The sequence below is a fragment of the Pseudomonas sp. PvP028 genome (genome assembly GCF_017832255.1).
Classification (GTDB): domain Bacteria; phylum Pseudomonadota; class Gammaproteobacteria; order Pseudomonadales; family Pseudomonadaceae; genus Aquipseudomonas; species Aquipseudomonas syringae.
Genome location: NZ_JAFIBL010000001.1, coordinates 5,807,121 through 5,823,720, shown reverse-complemented (window position 1 = coordinate 5,823,720; position 16,600 = coordinate 5,807,121). Strand labels below are relative to the sequence as shown.

Below are 16,600 nucleotides of genomic sequence, written 5' to 3'. Positions count from 1 at the left end.
GTCGTTTTCGTCAATCTTGGAGTGTTTACAACAATGGCAAAAATCGTCGACATCAAAGGTCGTGAAGTTCTCGACTCCCGTGGCAATCCCACCGTAGAAGCAGATGTGCTCCTCGATAACGGCATCATCGGCAGCGCCTGTGCGCCGTCCGGGGCCTCAACCGGCTCGCGCGAAGCGCTGGAGCTGCGTGATGGCGACAAGAGCCGTTACATGGGCAAGGGCGTTCTGAAAGCTGTGGCCAACATCAATGGCCCTATCCGTGACCTGCTTCTGGGCAAGGACCCGGTTGACCAGAAGGCGCTGGATCACGCGATGATCGAGCTGGACGGCACCGAAAACAAGGCAAGCCTGGGCGCAAACGCCATCCTCGCGGTCTCTCTGGCAGCTGCCAAGGCCGCGGCGCAGGATCAGGACCTGCCGCTGTACGCGCACATCGCCAACCTCAATGGCACACCGGGCGTGTACTCCATGCCGGTGCCGATGATGAACATCATCAACGGTGGCGAGCATGCCGATAACAACATCGACATCCAGGAATTCATGATCCAGCCTGTCGGCGCCAAATCCTTCGCTGAAGGCCTGCGCTGGGGCACCGAGATTTTCCATCACCTCAAGGCTGTACTCAAAGCGCGTGGCCTGAACACCGCAGTGGGTGACGAAGGTGGCTTCGCGCCCAACCTGGCGTCCAACAAGGAAGCGCTCGACGCTATCGCCGAGGCGGTTGCCAATGCGGGTTACACGCTGGGCACCGACGTGACCCTGGCGCTGGACTGCGCAGCGAGCGAGTTCTACAAGAACGGCAAGTACAAGCTGAGCGAAGAGGGCGAATACAGCTCTGCCGAGTTCGCCGAATACCTTGCCGAGCTGACTCGCAAGCACCCGATCATTTCCATCGAAGACGGTCTGGACGAGTCCGATTGGGATGGCTGGAAAATCCTCACCGACAAGATCGGCGAGAAAACCCAGCTGGTAGGTGACGACCTGTTCGTGACCAACACCAAGATCCTCAAGGAAGGCATCGACAAGAAGATCGCCAACTCGATCCTGATCAAGTTCAACCAGATCGGTACGCTGACCGAAACCCTGGAAGCCATTCAGATGGCCAAGGCTGCCGGTTACACGGCAATCATCTCTCACCGTTCCGGCGAGACCGAAGATTCGACCATTGCTGACTTGGCTGTGGGCACCTCTGCCGGTCAGATCAAAACCGGTTCGCTGTGCCGCTCCGATCGCGTGTCCAAGTACAACCAATTGCTGCGCATCGAGGAGCAATTGGGCTCCAAGGCTGTGTATCGTGGTCGTGCCGAGTTTCGCGGCTGAGCCATAGATGGTAAAAAGACGCAGAGTGCTGCACGGATTCGGGTTCCCTGACTCGCCTGTGCAGCTCCGATGCTGACGCTCCGCGGTAATCTGGAGTGATTGAGCCTGGCTTATGTCAGGCTCAATGCCCTCAGTCGTTTGTTGTTCACGTTGGCTCTGCTGTCTTTTTTACTGGGTACCTGATATTTCAATGCGCAGTCCTAACTGGTTGTTCCTCGTCCTGCTCCTGTTGCTGGCTGGCTTGCAGTACCGCCTTTGGGTCGGTAACGGAAGCCTCGCGCAAGTGGCCAGCCTGACTCAGCAGATTGCCGACCAGCACGCTGAAAATCAGGTGCTGCTTGAGCGCAACCGTGTGCTCGATGCCGAGGTCATGGAATTGAAAAAAGGTCTGGAAACCGTCGAAGAGCGTGCCCGACATGAATTGGGCATGGTCAAGGACGGCGAAACCCTTTACCAGCTCGCGCAATAATCAAGTTGGTGCGATGAAAGACTTTCTTCCTGCCTTCTGGGCAGTGATACCTGCAGCGGGCATTGGTGCTCGCATGGCAGCCGACCGTCCCAAGCAGTACCTGCCACTGGGCGGCCTGACAATTCTGGAACACAGCCTGCTTTGCTTTCTCGATCACCCCCGGCTCAAGGGGCTTGTGATCAGTCTGGCTGTGGACGACCCTTACTGGGCTGCATTGCCCTGCGCGCATGACACTCGCATTCAGCGCGTGGACGGCGGCAGCGAGCGCTCAGGCTCGGTGCTCAATGCGCTTCTGCACCTGCATGCGCAGGGCGCCAGTGATAATGACTGGGTGCTGGTTCATGACGCTGCGCGTCCGAACCTGGCGCGCAGTGATCTGGACAATCTGCTCGGCGAACTGGCCGATGATCCTGTTGGCGGCCTGCTGGCCGTGCCGGCCCGCGATACGCTCAAGCGTGCCGACAGCAGCGGTCGTGTGCTGGAAACAGTGGATCGCAGCCTGATCTGGCAAGCCTTCACGCCGCAGATGTTTCGTCTTGGGGCCCTGCATCGCGCCTTGGCGGACAGCCTGGTCTCTAACGTCAGCATCACCGATGAGGCATCGGCCATCGAGTGGGCGGGGCAATCTCCACGCCTGATCGAGGGACGCTCAGACAACATCAAGGTCACGCGCCCGGAAGACCTGGAATGGCTGCGCCAGCGCCGTAGCGAGTTCGGGCGCTAGGCCCCGCTACTGGCGGTACTCATCCCTCATCGCCAAGCCTTCCTTGAGATAATCCACCAGCTTGCGCACCTTGGGTGACAGGTGCCTTTGCTGCGGATAGAGCCCCCACACGGCCGTGTTGGGCGGTTGATGCGCCTCCAGCAATGAGACCAGCGTGCCGTCGTTGAGATGTTTCTGCACGTAGTAATCCGGCAACTGACACAAACCCACGCCATGCAACGCGGCATCCAGCACGGCCTGGCCGCTGTTACAGCGCCAGTTGCCTTGCACGCGCTGGGAAAATTCACGCCCGTTCTGCTGGAGCTGCCAGGTATCGCTGCCTCCGATCAGGCAATTATGGCGATTGAGTTCCGAAAGGCTGTGCGGTCTGCCGTAACGCTCGATGTAGGACGGCGAAGCACACAGGTACATCTGCCGTGGCGCGAGGCGGGTTGCGACCAGGCGCGAGTCCTGCAGCCGACCCAGACGAATCGCCAGGTCCATGCCTTCATGAACCAGGTCCAGCGTTTCATTGCTCAGCTCGATATCGACCCGCAGGTGCGGGTACAGGTCCATGAAGCGTGTGACCAGCGGCGTGATGAAGCGCTCGCCATAGGCCACGGCGCAGGTCATGCGCAACAACCCCTTCGGTTCGCTGGCCAGATCGCCCACCGCGCGCAGTGCTTCTTCGCGGCCGTCCTGCAGGCGCTGGCAGTGATGCAGAAAGGTCTGACCGGCTTCGGTGAGCGCGACCTTGCGGGTACTGCGGTAGAGCAGACGAGTATGCAGGCGTTCTTCAAGGCGCACGATCTGACGGCTGACATGCGACGAGGAGACCCCGAGCCGCAGAGCCGCGGCGGTGAACTGCCCGCATTCCGCGACGGCGACGAACTCATCCAGACCTTCCCAACGATTGGTGTACATCAATTATCCCTGTACAGCATTAATGTTTTGCTTTTAGCCGTATTACTCGTCAATTGGCACTGTACTACACTGCAATCCTTGTTTTTACCCGTCGGAGAAGATTGATGATCAAGTCGCGCGCTGCTGTCGCTTTTGAAGCCAAAAAGCCATTGGAGATCGTTGAAGTCGATGTGGCCATGCCCAAGGCGGGAGAAGTGCTGCTCAGAGTAGTGGCCTCCGGCGTCTGCCACACCGATGCCTACACACTGTCCGGGGCTGACCCTGAAGGGATCTTTCCATCGATCCTCGGCCACGAAGGTGGTGCGATTGTCGAGGCGGTGGGTGAGGGCGTGACCTCGGTGGTGGTCGGCGATCACGTGATTCCGCTGTACACCCCGGAATGCCGTCAGTGCAAGTTCTGCCGCTCGGGCAAGACCAACCTGTGCCAAGCGATTCGTACCACTCAGGGTAAAGGCCTGATGCCGGATGGCACTACGCGTTTTTCCTACAAGGGCGAGCCGATTTTCCACTACATGGGCACCTCGACCTTCTCCGAATACACCGTACTGCCGGAAATCTCGGTGGCCAAAATCGACAAGCAGGCACCGCTGGAAAAAGTCTGCCTGCTGGGTTGCGGTGTCACCACCGGTATCGGTGCGGTGCTCAACACCGCCAAGGTCAAGCCTGGCGATACCGTAGCCATCTTCGGTCTGGGCGGTATTGGCCTCTCGGCATTGATCGGTGCGGTCAAAGCCAAGGCGGCTCGCATCATCGCCATCGACATCAACCCTGCCAAGTTCGAGATCGCCAAACAGCTGGGCGCGACTGATTGCGTCAATCCGAAGGATTTCGACCGTCCGATCCAGGAAGTCATCGTCGACATGACCGATGGCGGCGTCGACTTCTCGTTTGAGTGCATCGGTAATGTGCAACTGATGCGTGCTGCGCTGGAATCCTGCCACAAGGGCTGGGGCGAGTCGGTCATCATCGGCGTGGCCGGTGCCGGTCAGGAAATCGCTACCCGTCCGTTCCAGCTGGTGACCGGGCGCGTCTGGCGCGGTTCGGCGTTTGGCGGCGTGCGTGGCCGTACCGAATTGCCGAGCTATGTGGACATGGCGCAGACCGGTGAAATCCCGCTGGATACGTTCATCACCCACACCATGGGCCTGGAAGACATCAACAAGGCGTTCGACCTGATGCACGAAGGCAAAAGCATCCGCACGGTCATTCATTTTTAAGGAGCAGCAGCAAGCTGTCAGCTCCAAGCGGCAAGCACGAAGGTCTCTTACATGCTTGTAGCTTGCGGCTTGCGGCTTGTAGCTAGAGGACACGATATGCCTTTGGAAAATATTTCCTGCCAAAAGAGCTTCGGCGGCTGGCACAAGCGCTACAAGCACCATTCTCAGGTGCTCGGTTGTGACATGGTGTTTGCCGTCTATCTGCCGCCACAGGCGGAGCAGGGCGGCAAGCTGCCGGTGTTGTACTGGCTGTCCGGCCTGACCTGCACGGATGAAAACTTCATGCAGAAAGCCGCCGCCCATCGACTGGCGGCCGAGCTGGGCATCATCATCGTGGCGCCTGATACCAGTCCGCGCGGTGCTGACGTGGCAGATGACCCTGACGGCGCCTGGGACTTCGGTCAAGGCGCGGGCTTCTACCTCAACGCCACCGAGCAGCCTTACGCGCGGCATTACCAAATGCATGATTACGTAGTCAAGGAACTGCCGGCGCTGATCGAGGGGCATTTCCCGGCGTCACAGGTGCGCAGCATCAGCGGGCACTCGATGGGCGGTCACGGCGCGCTGGTCTGCGCATTGCGCAATCCAGGTCGCTATCGGTCGGTATCAGCGTTCTCGCCGATCAGTAATCCGATCGATTGCCCCTGGGGGCAAAAGGCATTCTCCCGTTATCTGGGCGAAGACCGTTCTCGCTGGCGCGAGTGGGATGCCAGCGTGCTGATTGCGCAGGCGTCCGAAAAGCTGCCGACTCTGGTCGATCAGGGCGATCGTGATGATTTTCTGGTCAACCAGCTCAAACCCGAGGTGCTGGTTCAGGCGGCCAAGACTGCGGACTATCCGCTGACCCTGCGCATGCAGCCAGGTTACGACCACAGCTATTTCTTCATCGCCAGCTTCATCGAAGACCATCTCAGGCATCACGCAGCAGCCTTGAACAGCTAACGCGCGCCAAAGCAGGTAGAATCACGCCCTGACTTTTTTCAGGGCGTTTTTTTATGCGTATTGGCCATGGCTTTGATGTGCACCGTTTCGCTGAAGGCGACTTCATTACCTTGGGCGGCGTGCGGATTGCACACGGGTTCGGTCTGCTGGCCCATTCCGATGGCGATGTCCTGCTGCATGCCTTGAGCGACGCGCTTCTGGGTGCCGCAGCGCTGGGCGATATCGGCAAGCACTTTCCCGACACGGATCCGCAGTTCAAGGGCGCCGACAGTCGCGTGCTGCTGCGTCATGTCCTCACGCTGATCCATGGCAAAGGCTGGAAGGTCGGTAATGTCGACGCCACCATCGTCGCTCAGGCACCGAAAATGGCGCCGCATATCGATGCCATGCGTGCATTGATCGCTGCAGACCTTCAGGTTGAGCTGGATCAGGTCAACGTCAAGGCCACGACGACTGAAAAGCTTGGCTTTACCGGGCGTGAAGAAGGCATCGCGGTGCATGCCGTTGCGTTGTTGCTACGCGCATGAATGAACGTGAACTGCTGGGCCCGCGAGCTTACGGCGAGGCATTGGGGCGTGCAGTCCTCAAAGCGACTGCCGAAGACTTTCAGGTCGACGAAGTGCTGGACATTCCGCTTTCCGGGGATGGCGAGCACTTGTGGCTATGGGTCGAGAAACGCGGTCTGAACACGGAAGAGGCGGCCCGCCGACTGGCCAGGGCTGCGGGCGTCCAACTGCGCACAGTCAGCTATGCCGGGCTCAAGGATCGTCAGGCACTGACCCGCCAGTGGTTCAGCATTCAATTGCCTGGCAAGGCCGATCCTGACCTGTCCGCTGCGCAGGACGACACGCTGCAGATTCTCAAGAGCGGCCGCCACAAACGCAAACTGCAACGCGGCGCCCATGCGGCCAATGGCTTCACGCTGCGTCTGACCCAGCTGGATGCAGACAAGGGCGCCTTGAATCAGCGTCTTGAAACCATCGCTCGGCAGGGCATCCCTAATTATTTCGGCACGCAGCGTTTCGGCTATCAGGGTGGAAATCTTGGCGAGGCACGCGATTACGCCGCCCGCAAGGCGCTGCCTGAGCAACGCGCGGTGCGTTCGCGACTCTTGTCCACGGCGCGCAGTTACCTGTTCAATCGGGTGCTGGCCGCTCGGGTTGTCGATGGCAGCTGGCAGAAGGCTCAGGTCGGTGATTTGCTCGCGTTCACCGACAGCCGCAGCTTTTTCCCGGCCGGGGTGGATGAATGCAGCGATCCTCGTCTGGCGATCCTCGATCTGCACCCCACCGGACCTCAATGGGGTGAAGGCCCTTCGCCAGCTGGCGGTGCGACGGCAGCGCTGGAAAATACCGTTGCCGACGACGAATCTGTATTGCGTGACTGGCTGGTCAGAGCGGGCATGGAGCACGAACGTCGCATCCTGCGACTGCCCATTGGGCGGCTGACGTGGCATTATCCCGAGTCTGACATTCTGCAACTGGAATTCGTCCTTCCGCCCGGATGTTTCGCGACCGTTTTGGTCCGCGAACTCATCGATCTGGTGCCGGTTGGGCAGACGGACAGCTCATGCGTATTCTGATATCAAATGATGACGGGGTGAATGCGCCCGGTCTTGTCGCGCTCCATGCGGCGTTGGCGAACTACGCCGACTGCGTGGTGATTGCGCCTGATCAGGACAAAAGTGGTGCCAGCAGTTCTCTGACACTCGACCGCCCCTTGCATCCGCACACCCTGGAAAATGGCTTCATCAGTGTCAACGGTACGCCCACCGACTGCGTGCATCTGGGCATTCACGGGCTACTGGAACGTCAACCGGACATGGTGGTTTCAGGCATCAATCTGGGGGCCAATCTGGGCGACGATGTACTGTATTCCGGAACGGTCGCTGCAGCCCTTGAAGGGCGTTTTCTGCAGCGACCGTCGTTTGCCTTTTCGTTTCTGTCACGTCAGCCGGATAATCTGGCGACGGCGGCGCATTACGCGCGCTTGCTGGTCGAGGCCCATGAGCAACTCGACCTGCCACCCCGCACGGTATTGAACGTGAATATTCCCAACCTGCCGCTCGAGCATATCCGCGGCATTCAATTGACCCGATTGGGGCATCGTGCCCGCGCTGCGGCACCGATCAGAGTCGTCGATCCGCGTGGCCGCGCCGGCTACTGGATCGCTGCTGCAGGCGACGTCGAGGACGGCGGTGCCGGGACCGACTTTCATGCGGTCGTACAAGGCTACGTATCGATCACGCCGTTGCAGCTGGATAGAACCTATCAGGACGGATTCAGCAGCCTGAACACCTGGCTGGAGGGACTTCGTTGATGTCACGCGAGCAGGATGATTTATTGCGTCGAGGGATCGGAATGACGTCGCAGCGTACCCGCGAGCGTCTGATTCAACGCCTCTGCGAAGAGGGCATTTCCAACCAGCGGGTACTGGACGTCATTCGCAAGACGCCCCGGCATCTGTTTGTCGATGAAGCGCTGGCGCATCGCGCCTACGAAGACACCGCATTGCCCATCGGCCACAACCAGACGATTTCCCAGCCTTACATGGTCGCGCGGATGAGCGAGTTGCTGTTGGCAGCCGGGCCGCTGGACAAGGTCATGGAGATCGGTACAGGGTCCGGCTATCAGACTGCTGTGCTGGCGCAGCTGGTAGAACGAGTGTTTTCGGTAGAGCGCATCAAGGTGCTTCAGGATCGCGCCAAGGAGCGTCTGGTCGAGCTCAATCTGCGCAACGTGGTGTTCCGTTGGGGTGATGGTTGGGAAGGCTGGCCAGCCCTGGCGCCGTATAACGGCATCATCGTTACGGCGGTGGCCACCGATGTGCCGCAGGCATTGCTCGATCAACTGGCACCGGGAGGCCGATTGGTCATCCCCGTGGGCTCGGGAGAGGTTCAGCAGTTGATGCTGATCATTCGTGAAGAAAACGGTTTTTCCCGACATGTGCTGGGGGCTGTGCGCTTCGTGCCACTGCTCAATGGACCCATCGCTTGAAGATTGTCTGCGGTAAACAATGAATTCTGGCGTCAGTCATCGGTCTACAGCGCGCGGCCACAAATGTTAAATGGCCTGATGGCATCATTTCCATGCAGCTGATTGATACTTAACAGCGTTTTTCAGCGGATATCACTGGCTGCCCGTCGCTATTACGGCACAATAGGCATCTTTTTTGAATTCAGTCACCAGTAAAGGGAGTGGCGGGTGAGTCTCACAGTCATTCAGCAGCTCAGGTCTTCAAGAAGTTATCAGCGTCTGGTGATTGGCATTGCTCTCAGTGTCCTTTTGGTCGGCTGCTCCAGCTCGCCTTCAGGCGGCGTTCGCGTCGTTGATCGCAACGGCAACGCCGTGGCCCAGCGCCCGACAGTGACCACTGGCCAATATGTGGTCAGGCGCGGCGATACGCTTTTTTCCATTGCATTTCGTTACGGCTGGGACTGGAAGGCGCTGGCTGCCCGCAACCAGATTCCGGAGCCGTTTACCATCAAGCCAGGTCAGACAATTCGCTTTGACGGGCGCTCCTCTTCAACGCCGAGCGTGGCTTCAACGTCGGGCGCCGGGCGTCCAGTGACGTCCACATCGACCACCACCAGCAGCTCCGGATCCGTCAAAACCACGGTCATGTCCAAACCTGTTGCGGTTGTACCTGTGGTTATACCGCCGTCGGCGACCACCGGGACAGGCCCGGCCGGCAAGTCTCCGACGGGTTGGACCTGGCCTTCGAGTGGCATTTTGATAGGAAAATTTTCCTCAAACGGCAGTTTGAATAAAGGAATTGATATCGCTGGTGATTTGGGACAGCCTGTTTTGGCAGCGTCTGATGGTTCAGTTGTTTACGCCGGAAGTGGATTACGGGGCTACGGCGAATTGATCATCATCAAACACAGCGATACCTACGTCAGTGCCTACGGTCATAACCGCAGGCTTTTGGTACGGGAAGGACAACAGGTCAAGGCAGGGCAGACGATTGCCGAAATGGGGTCAACAGGAACTGACCGGGTGAAACTGCATTTTGAGATTCGCCGCCAAGGGAAACCCGTAGATCCGTTAGGATTCTTGCCACGTCGTTGATAGTTGTCAGCCTGTTCCTGGCGTAGTAGGAACAGGCTCAAGCGTTGCCATGGAATCAGGCGATGCTGGAGCTTGAGGTCGAACTCACCAAAGGACTAAAACAATGGCTCTTGGCAACGAAGCGCCGGAGTTTGACATCGATGATGAAGTGCTCCTTATGGAAGCCGGCATTGTCCTGAAGGAAGCGTCAAACGAGAAGCAGCCAGCCGCTGTCTCGGGACGTACCAAGGTCAAGCATTCAACATCGCTCAAACAACACAAGTACATTGACTACACGCGGGCGCTCGATGCTACCCAGCTGTACCTCAATGAAATCGGTTTTTCTCCTCTATTGTCCCCGGAAGAAGAAGTTCATTTTGCGCGCCTGTCGCAAAGTGGAGACCCGGCCGGGCGCAAACGCATGATTGAAAGCAATCTGCGGCTGGTAGTGAAAATTGCCAGACGCTATGTCAATCGTGGGCTGTCATTGCTCGATCTGATCGAGGAGGGCAACCTGGGGTTGATCAGGGCGGTCGAGAAGTTCGACCCGGAGCGCGGCTTTCGTTTCTCGACCTACGCTACCTGGTGGATTCGTCAGACCATCGAACGCGCGATCATGAATCAGACACGGACCATCCGACTGCCGATTCATGTGGTCAAGGAGCTGAACGTTTATCTGCGTGCGGCCAGAGAGCTGACCCAGAAGCTGGATCACGAACCTTCTCCTGAAGAGATCGCCAACCTGCTGGAAAAACCGGTAGGCGAGGTCAAGCGCATGCTGGGCCTCAACGAGCGTGTCTCGTCAGTGGACGTTTCGCTAGGACCGGATTCGGACAAGACGCTGCTTGATACGTTGACCGACGACCGTCCGACAGACCCCTGTGAGCTGCTGCAGGACGACGATCTCTCACAGAGCATCGATCAATGGTTGTCTGAACTGACCGAGAAGCAGCGCGAAGTGGTGATTCGCCGCTTTGGCTTGCGCGGGCATGAAAGCAGCACGCTTGAAGATGTAGGGCTTGAAATCGGTCTGACGCGTGAGCGTGTAAGGCAGATTCAGGTCGAAGGACTCAAGCGCCTGCGCGAGATCCTCGAGAAAAACGGTCTGTCCAGCGAGTCTCTCTTCCAGTAGTCCCCTTCCTCAGCATCCATCCAGGGCCGATATAACACAGTGTGTGTATATCGGCCTTTTTATATGTCTTCCATAATTTAAATGTTTCTGCGCGTCCTGCCAGCCAATGCAGTTCTGCTTGGACGGCAGCGGCATGCTTGTACTCAGAGGGCTCAAAGCCTGTAAGTCATTGCGCACGCTTGCTGTAAGTCATTCAGGTAACCGGAGTGAGGCTTGTCGCCAATTCATCGGTTTTTTTATCGCAAGATGTTGTTTTAGAATGGATTTTAATTCTGAAAGGCAATTGTCCAGGAAATATTCTGGAGCGTTTCGGGTGTTGCTCTCCAGCGTGATATCTCTAATATCGGAGCTGTGCCAACGGACCGGCACAGGCTATCAAGGATGACGGCCAAGGACATCGCGGGATGCGATTCATCAGGATGATGACAAGGGAATACAGGGATCAAGGAAAAATGTGGGCGGTTCATACCGCCCCTTTTTTTGTCTGCAGAAAAGCGTATCCAACAAAAAAGGCCCTCTTGGGGGCCTTTTGTCTGCGTGGAATCTAGCGTTCCAGTTCAGCGATCTTGCCGGTTTTGCCATCCCACTCTGCCGCATCCGGCATAGCGTCTTTCTTTTCGGTGATGTTTGGCCAGACTTCGGCAAGCTCGGCATTCAGCTCGATGAAGTTTTCCATGCCGGCAGGGATCTCATCTTCCGAGTAAATGGCTACGGCAGGGCACTCTGGCTCGCAGAGCGCGCAGTCGATGCACTCGTCCGGGTGGATCACCAGGAAATTCGGGCCTTCGTAAAAGCAGTCCACCGGACAGACTTCTACGCAGTCGGTGTACTTGCACTTGATGCAGTTGTCGGTGACGACGAAGGTCATTTCTAATTTTCTCCTCAGGCGGCTGCGGCATAGCCCTTCCAGACAGGGGTGCCAGGTTCGGGAGGTTTCCCGGCCCTATGAAAACACGTGCTTTTGGTGGGTCGCCTTGAGGCAGTAAGACTGCGTCGTCTACTACCTGTCCCTGCTACCTACCGTCGGTTCGCTGCATTTTCACGCGGCTCGAAAAACGCCTCGACCAGGCTAAAAGCCGAGAGCGTCCCAAACCGCGCGGGATTCTAACAGTATGTAACGCTTCGCGTCACAGGCGAGTTTGCAATGTGTATAGCAAATCCAGCGCCTGCCGCGGGGTCATATCGTCGACCTTGACCTTCGACAGCTCGTCGAGCACCGGGTGCGGCAGACTTGCGAACATATCGCTCTGTTGCGGGACTGCGGGCTTGCCGGGTTTGGCGCGCGGCTGCTCGTGCGGCAGGCTGGTGGTTTCCAGACGCTGCAAATGCTCCTTGGCGCGGCTGATGACCTTGCCCGGCACGCCGGCCAGTTGCGCCACGGCCAGACCGTAGCTCTGGCTCGCAGGCCCTGGCAGGACGCGGTGCAGGAACACGATGCGCTCATTATGCTCGGTGGCGTTGAGGTGCACATTGGTCACCAGCGGCTCGCTTTCCGGCAACACCGTCAGTTCGAAATAGTGCGTGGCGAACAGTGTGTAGGCGCGCAGTTGTGCGAGGCACTCAGCCGCCGCCCAGGCCAGCGAAAGGCCGTCGAAAGTACTGGTGCCGCGCCCGACTTCGTCCATCAGCACCAGACTTTTATCGGTCGCGTTGTGCAGAATGTTTGCCGTTTCGCTCATTTCCACCATGAACGTCGAGCGTCCGCCCGCCAGATCGTCGCTGGAGCCGATGCGGGTGAAGATCCGGTCGACCAGCGACAGTTCGCAGCTGGCAGCAGGGACGAAGCTGCCGATATGGGCCAGCAGCACGATCAGCGCCGTCTGACGCATATAGGTCGATTTACCGCCCATGTTCGGGCCGGTGATGACCAGCATGCGCGTGCTGTCGTCCAGCGCCAGGTCGTTGGCAACGAAAGGCGTACTCAGCACCTGTTCCACGACCGGATGGCGGCCCTGCTCGATGCGCATGCAAGGTTCGGCGACAAAGCGTGGGCAATTGAGGTCCAGGTTCAGTGCGCGCTCCGCAAGGTTGCTCAGCACGTCCAGTTCGGCCAGCGCCGCCGCTGTGTCCTGAAGCGGCGCAAGATGCCCGATCAGGTCTTCGAGCAGTGTTTCGTAGAGCATCTTTTCCCGAGCCAGCGCGCGGCTCTTGGCCGACAACGCCTTGTCTTCGAACTCCTTGAGCTCGGGTGTGATAAAGCGTTCGGCACCCTTCAGGGTCTGGCGGCGTATGTAATCAGCCGGCGCCTGCTCGGCCTGCTTGCTTGGCAGCTCGATAAAATAGCCATGCACGCGGTTGTAGCCAACTTTCAGGTTGCCGAGGCCGGTGCGGGCTTTTTCGCGGGCTTCCAGGTCGATCAGGAACTGACCGGCGTTTTCACTCAGCGACTGCAGATCATCCAGTTCAGCGTCGTAGCCGGTCTTCAAAACACCGCCGTCACGGATGACCGCAGGCGGATTGTCGATGATCGCGCGCTGCAGCAGGTCGGCCAGCTCGGGATAGGTGCTGGCAGTCTGCGCAAGTTGCTGCAGGTGCGGCGCGTCCAGATCGGTCATCGCCTGTTGCAGTTCGGGCAGGGCGCTCAGGGCGTCGCGCAGGCGGGCGAGGTCACGTGGCCGCGCGTTACGCAGGCCGATACGCGCCAGAATCCGCTCGATGTCGCCGATTTCCTTGAGCTGTGGTTGCAGGTTTTCGAAGCGATAGCGTTCCAGAAAGCAGGTGATTGACGTCTGGCGTGCCTGAAGGATGGTCAGGTCGCGCAATGGCCGGTTCAGCCAGCGGGTCAGCAACCGTGTCCCCATTGCGGTCTGGCAGCGGTCCATCACCGATTGCAGGGTGTTGTCACGGCCCCCGGACAGGTTGGTGTCCAGTTCCAGGTTACGGCGACTGGCTGCATCGAGAATCACGGTATCGTCGAGACGTTCGTGACGCAGGCTGCGTAAATGGGGCAGGGCGGTGCGCTGGGTTTCCTTGGCATAGCTGAGCAGGCAGCCGGCAGCACCGATGGCCAGCGTCAGGTTTTCGCAACCGAAACCCTTGAGGTCCTGGGTTGCAAACTGCTGACACAGACTTTTATGGGCTGAGTCGCGCTCGAAATCCCAGGGCGCGCGACGTCGAGAACCGCGGCGCTTCTCGGCAGGCAGACCTTGTGGCCAGTCATCCGGAATCAGCAACTCGACCGGGTTGATGCGCTCGAGCTCGGCCAGCAGGTTCTCCCAGCCCTTGATCTCCAGCACACTGAAGTTGCCACTGGTGATATCCAGTACCGCCAGGCCGAACAGGCGTTCGTCACCCAGCACGGCGGCGATCAGGTTATCGCGGCGCTCGTCGAGCAGGGCCTCATCGCTGATGGTCCCTGGCGTGATGATCCGTACTACCTGACGATCCACCGGCCCCTTGCTGGTGGCGGGGTCGCCGATCTGCTCGCAGATCACCACCGATTCGCCCAGTTTCACCAGCTTGGCCAGATAACCCTCGGCTGCGTGGTAGGGAATCCCGCACATGGGAATGCTCTGACCTGCCGACTGGCCGCGTGCGGTCAGGGTTATATCCAGCAGCTTGGCGGCTTTCTTCGCGTCTTCGTAGAAGATCTCGTAGAAATCGCCCATGCGATAAAACATCAGTTGATCCAGGTGCTGGTTTTTGAGTTTCCAGTACTGCTGCATCATCGGAGTGTGTGCGGAGAGGTCGGAAATTGCTTTATTCATCAGTGGCTTAGGCAAGTTCTTGAGAGGAGTGAGGCAACCTTGAGACGCGACGGGTGGCCCTTGTCTGAAGCAAGGGGCGTCTGCCGGGTATGTGCGATGGCGGCAAGGTTATCACGCTCGACCGGGTGGTGCAGTGACAGCGTGGCTTCCCGCGTATTGGTGACCGGGCGTTTCCAGACAGCCATGCATCCCGATTTGCCGTATAGACTTTCATCGCTGCCACTCGATCACCGGGCGGTAACTTATAAAAAAGGACTTTTATATGAAGAACAAACGAGCAAGGGATTCTGTCAGCGGGCGCTTCATCCCTTTGGAAGAAGCCAGAAAAAGGCCGAGAGAAACCACGGTGGAAACGGTCAAAAAGCCCGGGCGCAGGAAAAATGACAAGTAAAGCAGCATGCTCAGCCCTGTTGCGCGGCAGGTGCGCCGCCTCAGGATTCACCTTTACAGGCTTTCCAGCATGAATGATTACACCGTGAATGAGATAACCGGGCTTGCCGATACGCTTGGCAGGCTTCTGGGTGCAATGAACGCGCAGGTGACTACGGCCGAATCCTGTACGGGGGGCGGAATCGCTGAAGCGATCACGCGCATTGCCGGCAGCTCGGCGTGGTTCGAAGCGGGCTACGTGACCTATTCGAATGTCCAGAAGACCCGCCAGCTGGGAGTGCCCGAGATGTTGTTCGAACAGGTCGGGGCGGTCAGCCAGGCGGTTGTCGAAGCCATGGTGCGAAGCGCACAGCGTGAAAGTGGTGCACGATTCGCCGTTGCGGTCAGCGGTGTCGCAGGGCCCGGCGGCGGTTCGCCGGACAAACCGGTCGGTACCGTGTGGCTGTGCTGGGGCAAGGATGATGTGCTGATCGCCCGGCGTTGCCACTTCGATGGCGACCGTGATCAGGTCCGTCGACAGACGGTTGAAGCCGCGCTGCACGGGCTGATACAGCTTGCACGCGGAGAAATGCCAAAACAGGGGTAGGCGCGCGCTCACTGCTGTGGAATAATACTGTCTACTTATACAGGTGTTGTGGCCATCAAGGCCCTAATTGAATTTGATTACGTGAGGACTTCAATGGACGACAACAAGAAGAAAGCCTTGGCTGCGGCCTTGGGTCAGATCGAGCGTCAGTTCGGTAAAGGTGCCGTGATGCGCATGGGCGATCATGATCGCCAGGCGATTCCTGCCATCTCCACCGGTTCGCTGGGTCTGGATATCGCACTCGGTATTGGTGGTCTGCCGAAAGGCCGGATCGTGGAAATCTACGGTCCTGAGTCTTCCGGTAAAACCACGCTGACACTGTCGGTCATCGCTCAGGCCCAGAAAATGGGTGCTACCTGCGCCTTTGTCGACGCCGAGCACGCACTGGATCCGGAATACGCCGGCAAGCTGGGCGTCAACGTCGACGACCTGCTGGTTTCGCAGCCGGACACCGGTGAGCAGGCGCTGGAAATCACCGACATGCTGGTGCGCTCCAACGCCATTGACGTGATCGTGGTCGACTCCGTTGCTGCGCTGGTGCCCAAGGCAGAGATCGAAGGCGAAATGGGTGACATGCACGTGGGTCTGCAGGCACGTCTGATGTCGCAGGCGCTGCGCAAGATCACCGGCAACATCAAGAACGCCAACTGCCTGGTGATCTTCATCAACCAGATCCGTATGAAGATCGGCGTGATGTTCGGCAGCCCTGAAACCACCACCGGTGGTAACGCGCTGAAATTCTACGCTTCGGTACGTCTGGACATCCGCCGTACAGGCGCGGTCAAGGAAGGCGATGAAGTTGTCGGCAGCGAAACCCGCGTCAAGGTCGTGAAGAACAAGGTAGCTCCGCCGTTCCGTCAGGCCGAGTTCCAGATTCTTTATGGTAAGGGTATCTACCTGAACGGTGAAATCGTCGATCTGGCCGTTCTGCATGGTTTTGTCGAGAAGTCCGGCGCCTGGTACAGCTACCAAGGCAGCAAGATTGGTCAGGGTAAGGCCAACTCGGCCAAGTTCCTGGCAGATAACCCGGAAATCTGTAAAGCGCTCGAGAAGCAGATCCGCGACAAGCTGCTGACCCCTGGCGTCGATACCAAGGCTGTCGGCTCCCGTGAAGCAGTGGCTGCCGATGATATGTCTGAAGCAGATGTCGATATCTGATAG

Annotated in this window: 17 protein-coding genes; 14 read left to right on the top strand and 3 right to left on the bottom strand. The window is 58.6% G+C overall.

The window, feature by feature from the left end; genetic code table 11:
- Positions 1-33: 33 nt before the first annotated feature.
- The 3 genes from eno (at position 34) to ispD (ending at position 2,513) form a co-directional block, all read left to right on the top strand.
- On the top strand, positions 34-1,320 hold the full coding sequence (gene eno, locus JOE34_RS24930) for a phosphopyruvate hydratase (protein ID WP_003339565.1): 1,287 nt from the start codon (positions 34-36) through the stop codon (positions 1,318-1,320).
- Positions 1,321-1,510: 190 nt separating this feature from the next.
- Complete coding sequence (gene ftsB / locus JOE34_RS24925) at positions 1,511-1,789, top strand: cell division protein FtsB (protein WP_003314315.1); 279 nt, start codon at positions 1,511-1,513, stop codon at positions 1,787-1,789.
- A 13-nt stretch (positions 1,790-1,802) separates the two neighbouring features.
- Positions 1,803-2,513, top strand: a complete 711-nt coding sequence (ispD, locus tag JOE34_RS24920) for a 2-C-methyl-D-erythritol 4-phosphate cytidylyltransferase (RefSeq protein ID WP_003314316.1) — start codon at positions 1,803-1,805, stop codon at positions 2,511-2,513.
- Between the two features lie 6 nt (positions 2,514-2,519).
- On the opposite strand, the gene JOE34_RS24915 is transcribed toward ispD, so the two are convergent.
- The gene (locus JOE34_RS24915; protein WP_209996781.1) at positions 2,520-3,416 is read right to left on the bottom strand and encodes a LysR substrate-binding domain-containing protein; all 897 of its coding nucleotides are present in this window, start codon (positions 3,414-3,416) and stop codon (positions 2,520-2,522) included.
- 104 nt (positions 3,417-3,520) lie between these two features.
- On the opposite strand from JOE34_RS24915, the gene JOE34_RS24910 reads away from it, so the two are divergent.
- From JOE34_RS24910 to rpoS, 8 genes are all read left to right on the top strand, one after another.
- Positions 3,521-4,633, top strand: a complete 1,113-nt coding sequence (locus tag JOE34_RS24910; protein ID WP_003339560.1) for an S-(hydroxymethyl)glutathione dehydrogenase/class III alcohol dehydrogenase — start codon at positions 3,521-3,523, stop codon at positions 4,631-4,633.
- 96 nt (positions 4,634-4,729) lie between these two features.
- Entirely contained in the window at positions 4,730-5,575 is an 846-nt protein-coding gene (fghA, locus tag JOE34_RS24905; protein WP_003339558.1) for an S-formylglutathione hydrolase, read from the top strand.
- Between the two features lie 53 nt (positions 5,576-5,628).
- Positions 5,629-6,102: a 2-C-methyl-D-erythritol 2,4-cyclodiphosphate synthase gene (gene ispF / locus JOE34_RS24900; RefSeq protein ID WP_003391045.1), complete on the top strand. Its 474-nt coding sequence runs from the start codon at positions 5,629-5,631 to the stop codon at positions 6,100-6,102.
- Entirely contained in the window at positions 6,099-7,157 is a 1,059-nt protein-coding gene (truD, locus tag JOE34_RS24895; protein WP_024960248.1) for a tRNA pseudouridine(13) synthase TruD, read from the top strand. The genes ispF and truD overlap by 4 nt, the downstream gene beginning before the upstream one ends.
- Positions 7,145-7,894 (top strand): 5'/3'-nucleotidase SurE, encoded by a 750-nt coding sequence (surE, locus tag JOE34_RS24890; RefSeq protein WP_003314323.1) that lies wholly within the window; start codon positions 7,145-7,147, stop codon positions 7,892-7,894. The genes truD and surE overlap by 13 nt, the downstream gene beginning before the upstream one ends.
- Positions 7,895-7,935: 41 nt before the next feature.
- Entirely contained in the window at positions 7,936-8,571 is a 636-nt protein-coding gene (locus JOE34_RS24885; RefSeq protein ID WP_002554702.1) for a protein-L-isoaspartate(D-aspartate) O-methyltransferase, read from the top strand.
- A gap of 207 nt (positions 8,572-8,778) precedes the next feature.
- On the top strand, positions 8,779-9,645 hold the full coding sequence (locus tag JOE34_RS24880; RefSeq protein WP_003391034.1) for a peptidoglycan DD-metalloendopeptidase family protein: 867 nt from the start codon (positions 8,779-8,781) through the stop codon (positions 9,643-9,645).
- Positions 9,646-9,748: 103 nt separating this feature from the next.
- On the top strand, positions 9,749-10,756 hold the full coding sequence (gene rpoS, locus JOE34_RS24875; protein WP_003314325.1) for an RNA polymerase sigma factor RpoS: 1,008 nt from the start codon (positions 9,749-9,751) through the stop codon (positions 10,754-10,756).
- 544 nt (positions 10,757-11,300) lie between these two features.
- Here rpoS and fdxA read toward each other — a convergent pair.
- Together fdxA and mutS are read right to left on the bottom strand one after the other, a co-directional pair.
- Positions 11,301-11,624, bottom strand: a complete 324-nt coding sequence (gene fdxA / locus JOE34_RS24870) for a ferredoxin FdxA (protein ID WP_003339547.1) — start codon at positions 11,622-11,624, stop codon at positions 11,301-11,303.
- 259 nt (positions 11,625-11,883) lie between these two features.
- The gene (mutS, locus tag JOE34_RS24865; RefSeq protein ID WP_161420914.1) at positions 11,884-14,451 is read right to left on the bottom strand and encodes a DNA mismatch repair protein MutS; all 2,568 of its coding nucleotides are present in this window, start codon (positions 14,449-14,451) and stop codon (positions 11,884-11,886) included.
- A 153-nt stretch (positions 14,452-14,604) separates the two neighbouring features.
- Here mutS and JOE34_RS24860 point away from each other — a divergent pair, with 153 nt between their 5' ends.
- The 3 genes from JOE34_RS24860 to recA all read left to right on the top strand — a co-directional run bounded on the left by JOE34_RS24860 (position 14,605) and on the right by recA (position 16,597).
- The gene (locus JOE34_RS24860) at positions 14,605-14,847 is read left to right on the top strand and encodes a damage-inducible protein CinA (protein ID WP_154218219.1); all 243 of its coding nucleotides are present in this window, start codon (positions 14,605-14,607) and stop codon (positions 14,845-14,847) included.
- 91 nt (positions 14,848-14,938) lie between these two features.
- A complete protein-coding gene (locus JOE34_RS24855) occupies positions 14,939-15,439 on the top strand; it encodes a nicotinamide-nucleotide amidohydrolase family protein (RefSeq protein ID WP_209996889.1) in 501 nt (166 codons plus the stop codon).
- 93 nt (positions 15,440-15,532) lie between these two features.
- A complete protein-coding gene (gene recA, locus JOE34_RS24850; RefSeq protein ID WP_002554688.1) occupies positions 15,533-16,597 on the top strand; it encodes a recombinase RecA in 1,065 nt (354 codons plus the stop codon).
- Positions 16,598-16,600: the final 3 nt, after the last annotated feature.

Excerpts from the sequence above, each read along its gene's own strand:
- eno (WP_003339565.1), top strand. The coding sequence starts at position 34 with ATGGCAAAAATCGTCGACATCAAAGGTCGTGAAGTTCTCGACTCCCGT.
- ftsB (WP_003314315.1), top strand. The coding sequence starts at position 1,511 with ATGCGCAGTCCTAACTGGTTGTTCCTCGTCCTGCTCCTGTTGCTGGCT.
- ispD (WP_003314316.1), top strand. The coding sequence starts at position 1,803 with ATGAAAGACTTTCTTCCTGCCTTCTGGGCAGTGATACCTGCAGCGGGC.
- JOE34_RS24915 (WP_209996781.1), bottom strand. The coding sequence starts at position 3,416 with ATGTACACCAATCGTTGGGAAGGTCTGGATGAGTTCGTCGCCGTCGCG.
- JOE34_RS24910 (WP_003339560.1), top strand. The coding sequence starts at position 3,521 with ATGATCAAGTCGCGCGCTGCTGTCGCTTTTGAAGCCAAAAAGCCATTG.
- fghA (WP_003339558.1), top strand. The coding sequence starts at position 4,730 with ATGCCTTTGGAAAATATTTCCTGCCAAAAGAGCTTCGGCGGCTGGCAC.
- ispF (WP_003391045.1), top strand. The coding sequence starts at position 5,629 with ATGCGTATTGGCCATGGCTTTGATGTGCACCGTTTCGCTGAAGGCGAC.
- truD (WP_024960248.1), top strand. The coding sequence starts at position 6,099 with ATGAATGAACGTGAACTGCTGGGCCCGCGAGCTTACGGCGAGGCATTG.
- surE (WP_003314323.1), top strand. The coding sequence starts at position 7,145 with ATGCGTATTCTGATATCAAATGATGACGGGGTGAATGCGCCCGGTCTT.
- JOE34_RS24885 (WP_002554702.1), top strand. The coding sequence starts at position 7,936 with ATGACGTCGCAGCGTACCCGCGAGCGTCTGATTCAACGCCTCTGCGAA.
- rpoS (WP_003314325.1), top strand. The coding sequence starts at position 9,749 with ATGGCTCTTGGCAACGAAGCGCCGGAGTTTGACATCGATGATGAAGTG.
- fdxA (WP_003339547.1), bottom strand. The coding sequence starts at position 11,624 with ATGACCTTCGTCGTCACCGACAACTGCATCAAGTGCAAGTACACCGAC.
- recA (WP_002554688.1), top strand. The coding sequence starts at position 15,533 with ATGGACGACAACAAGAAGAAAGCCTTGGCTGCGGCCTTGGGTCAGATC.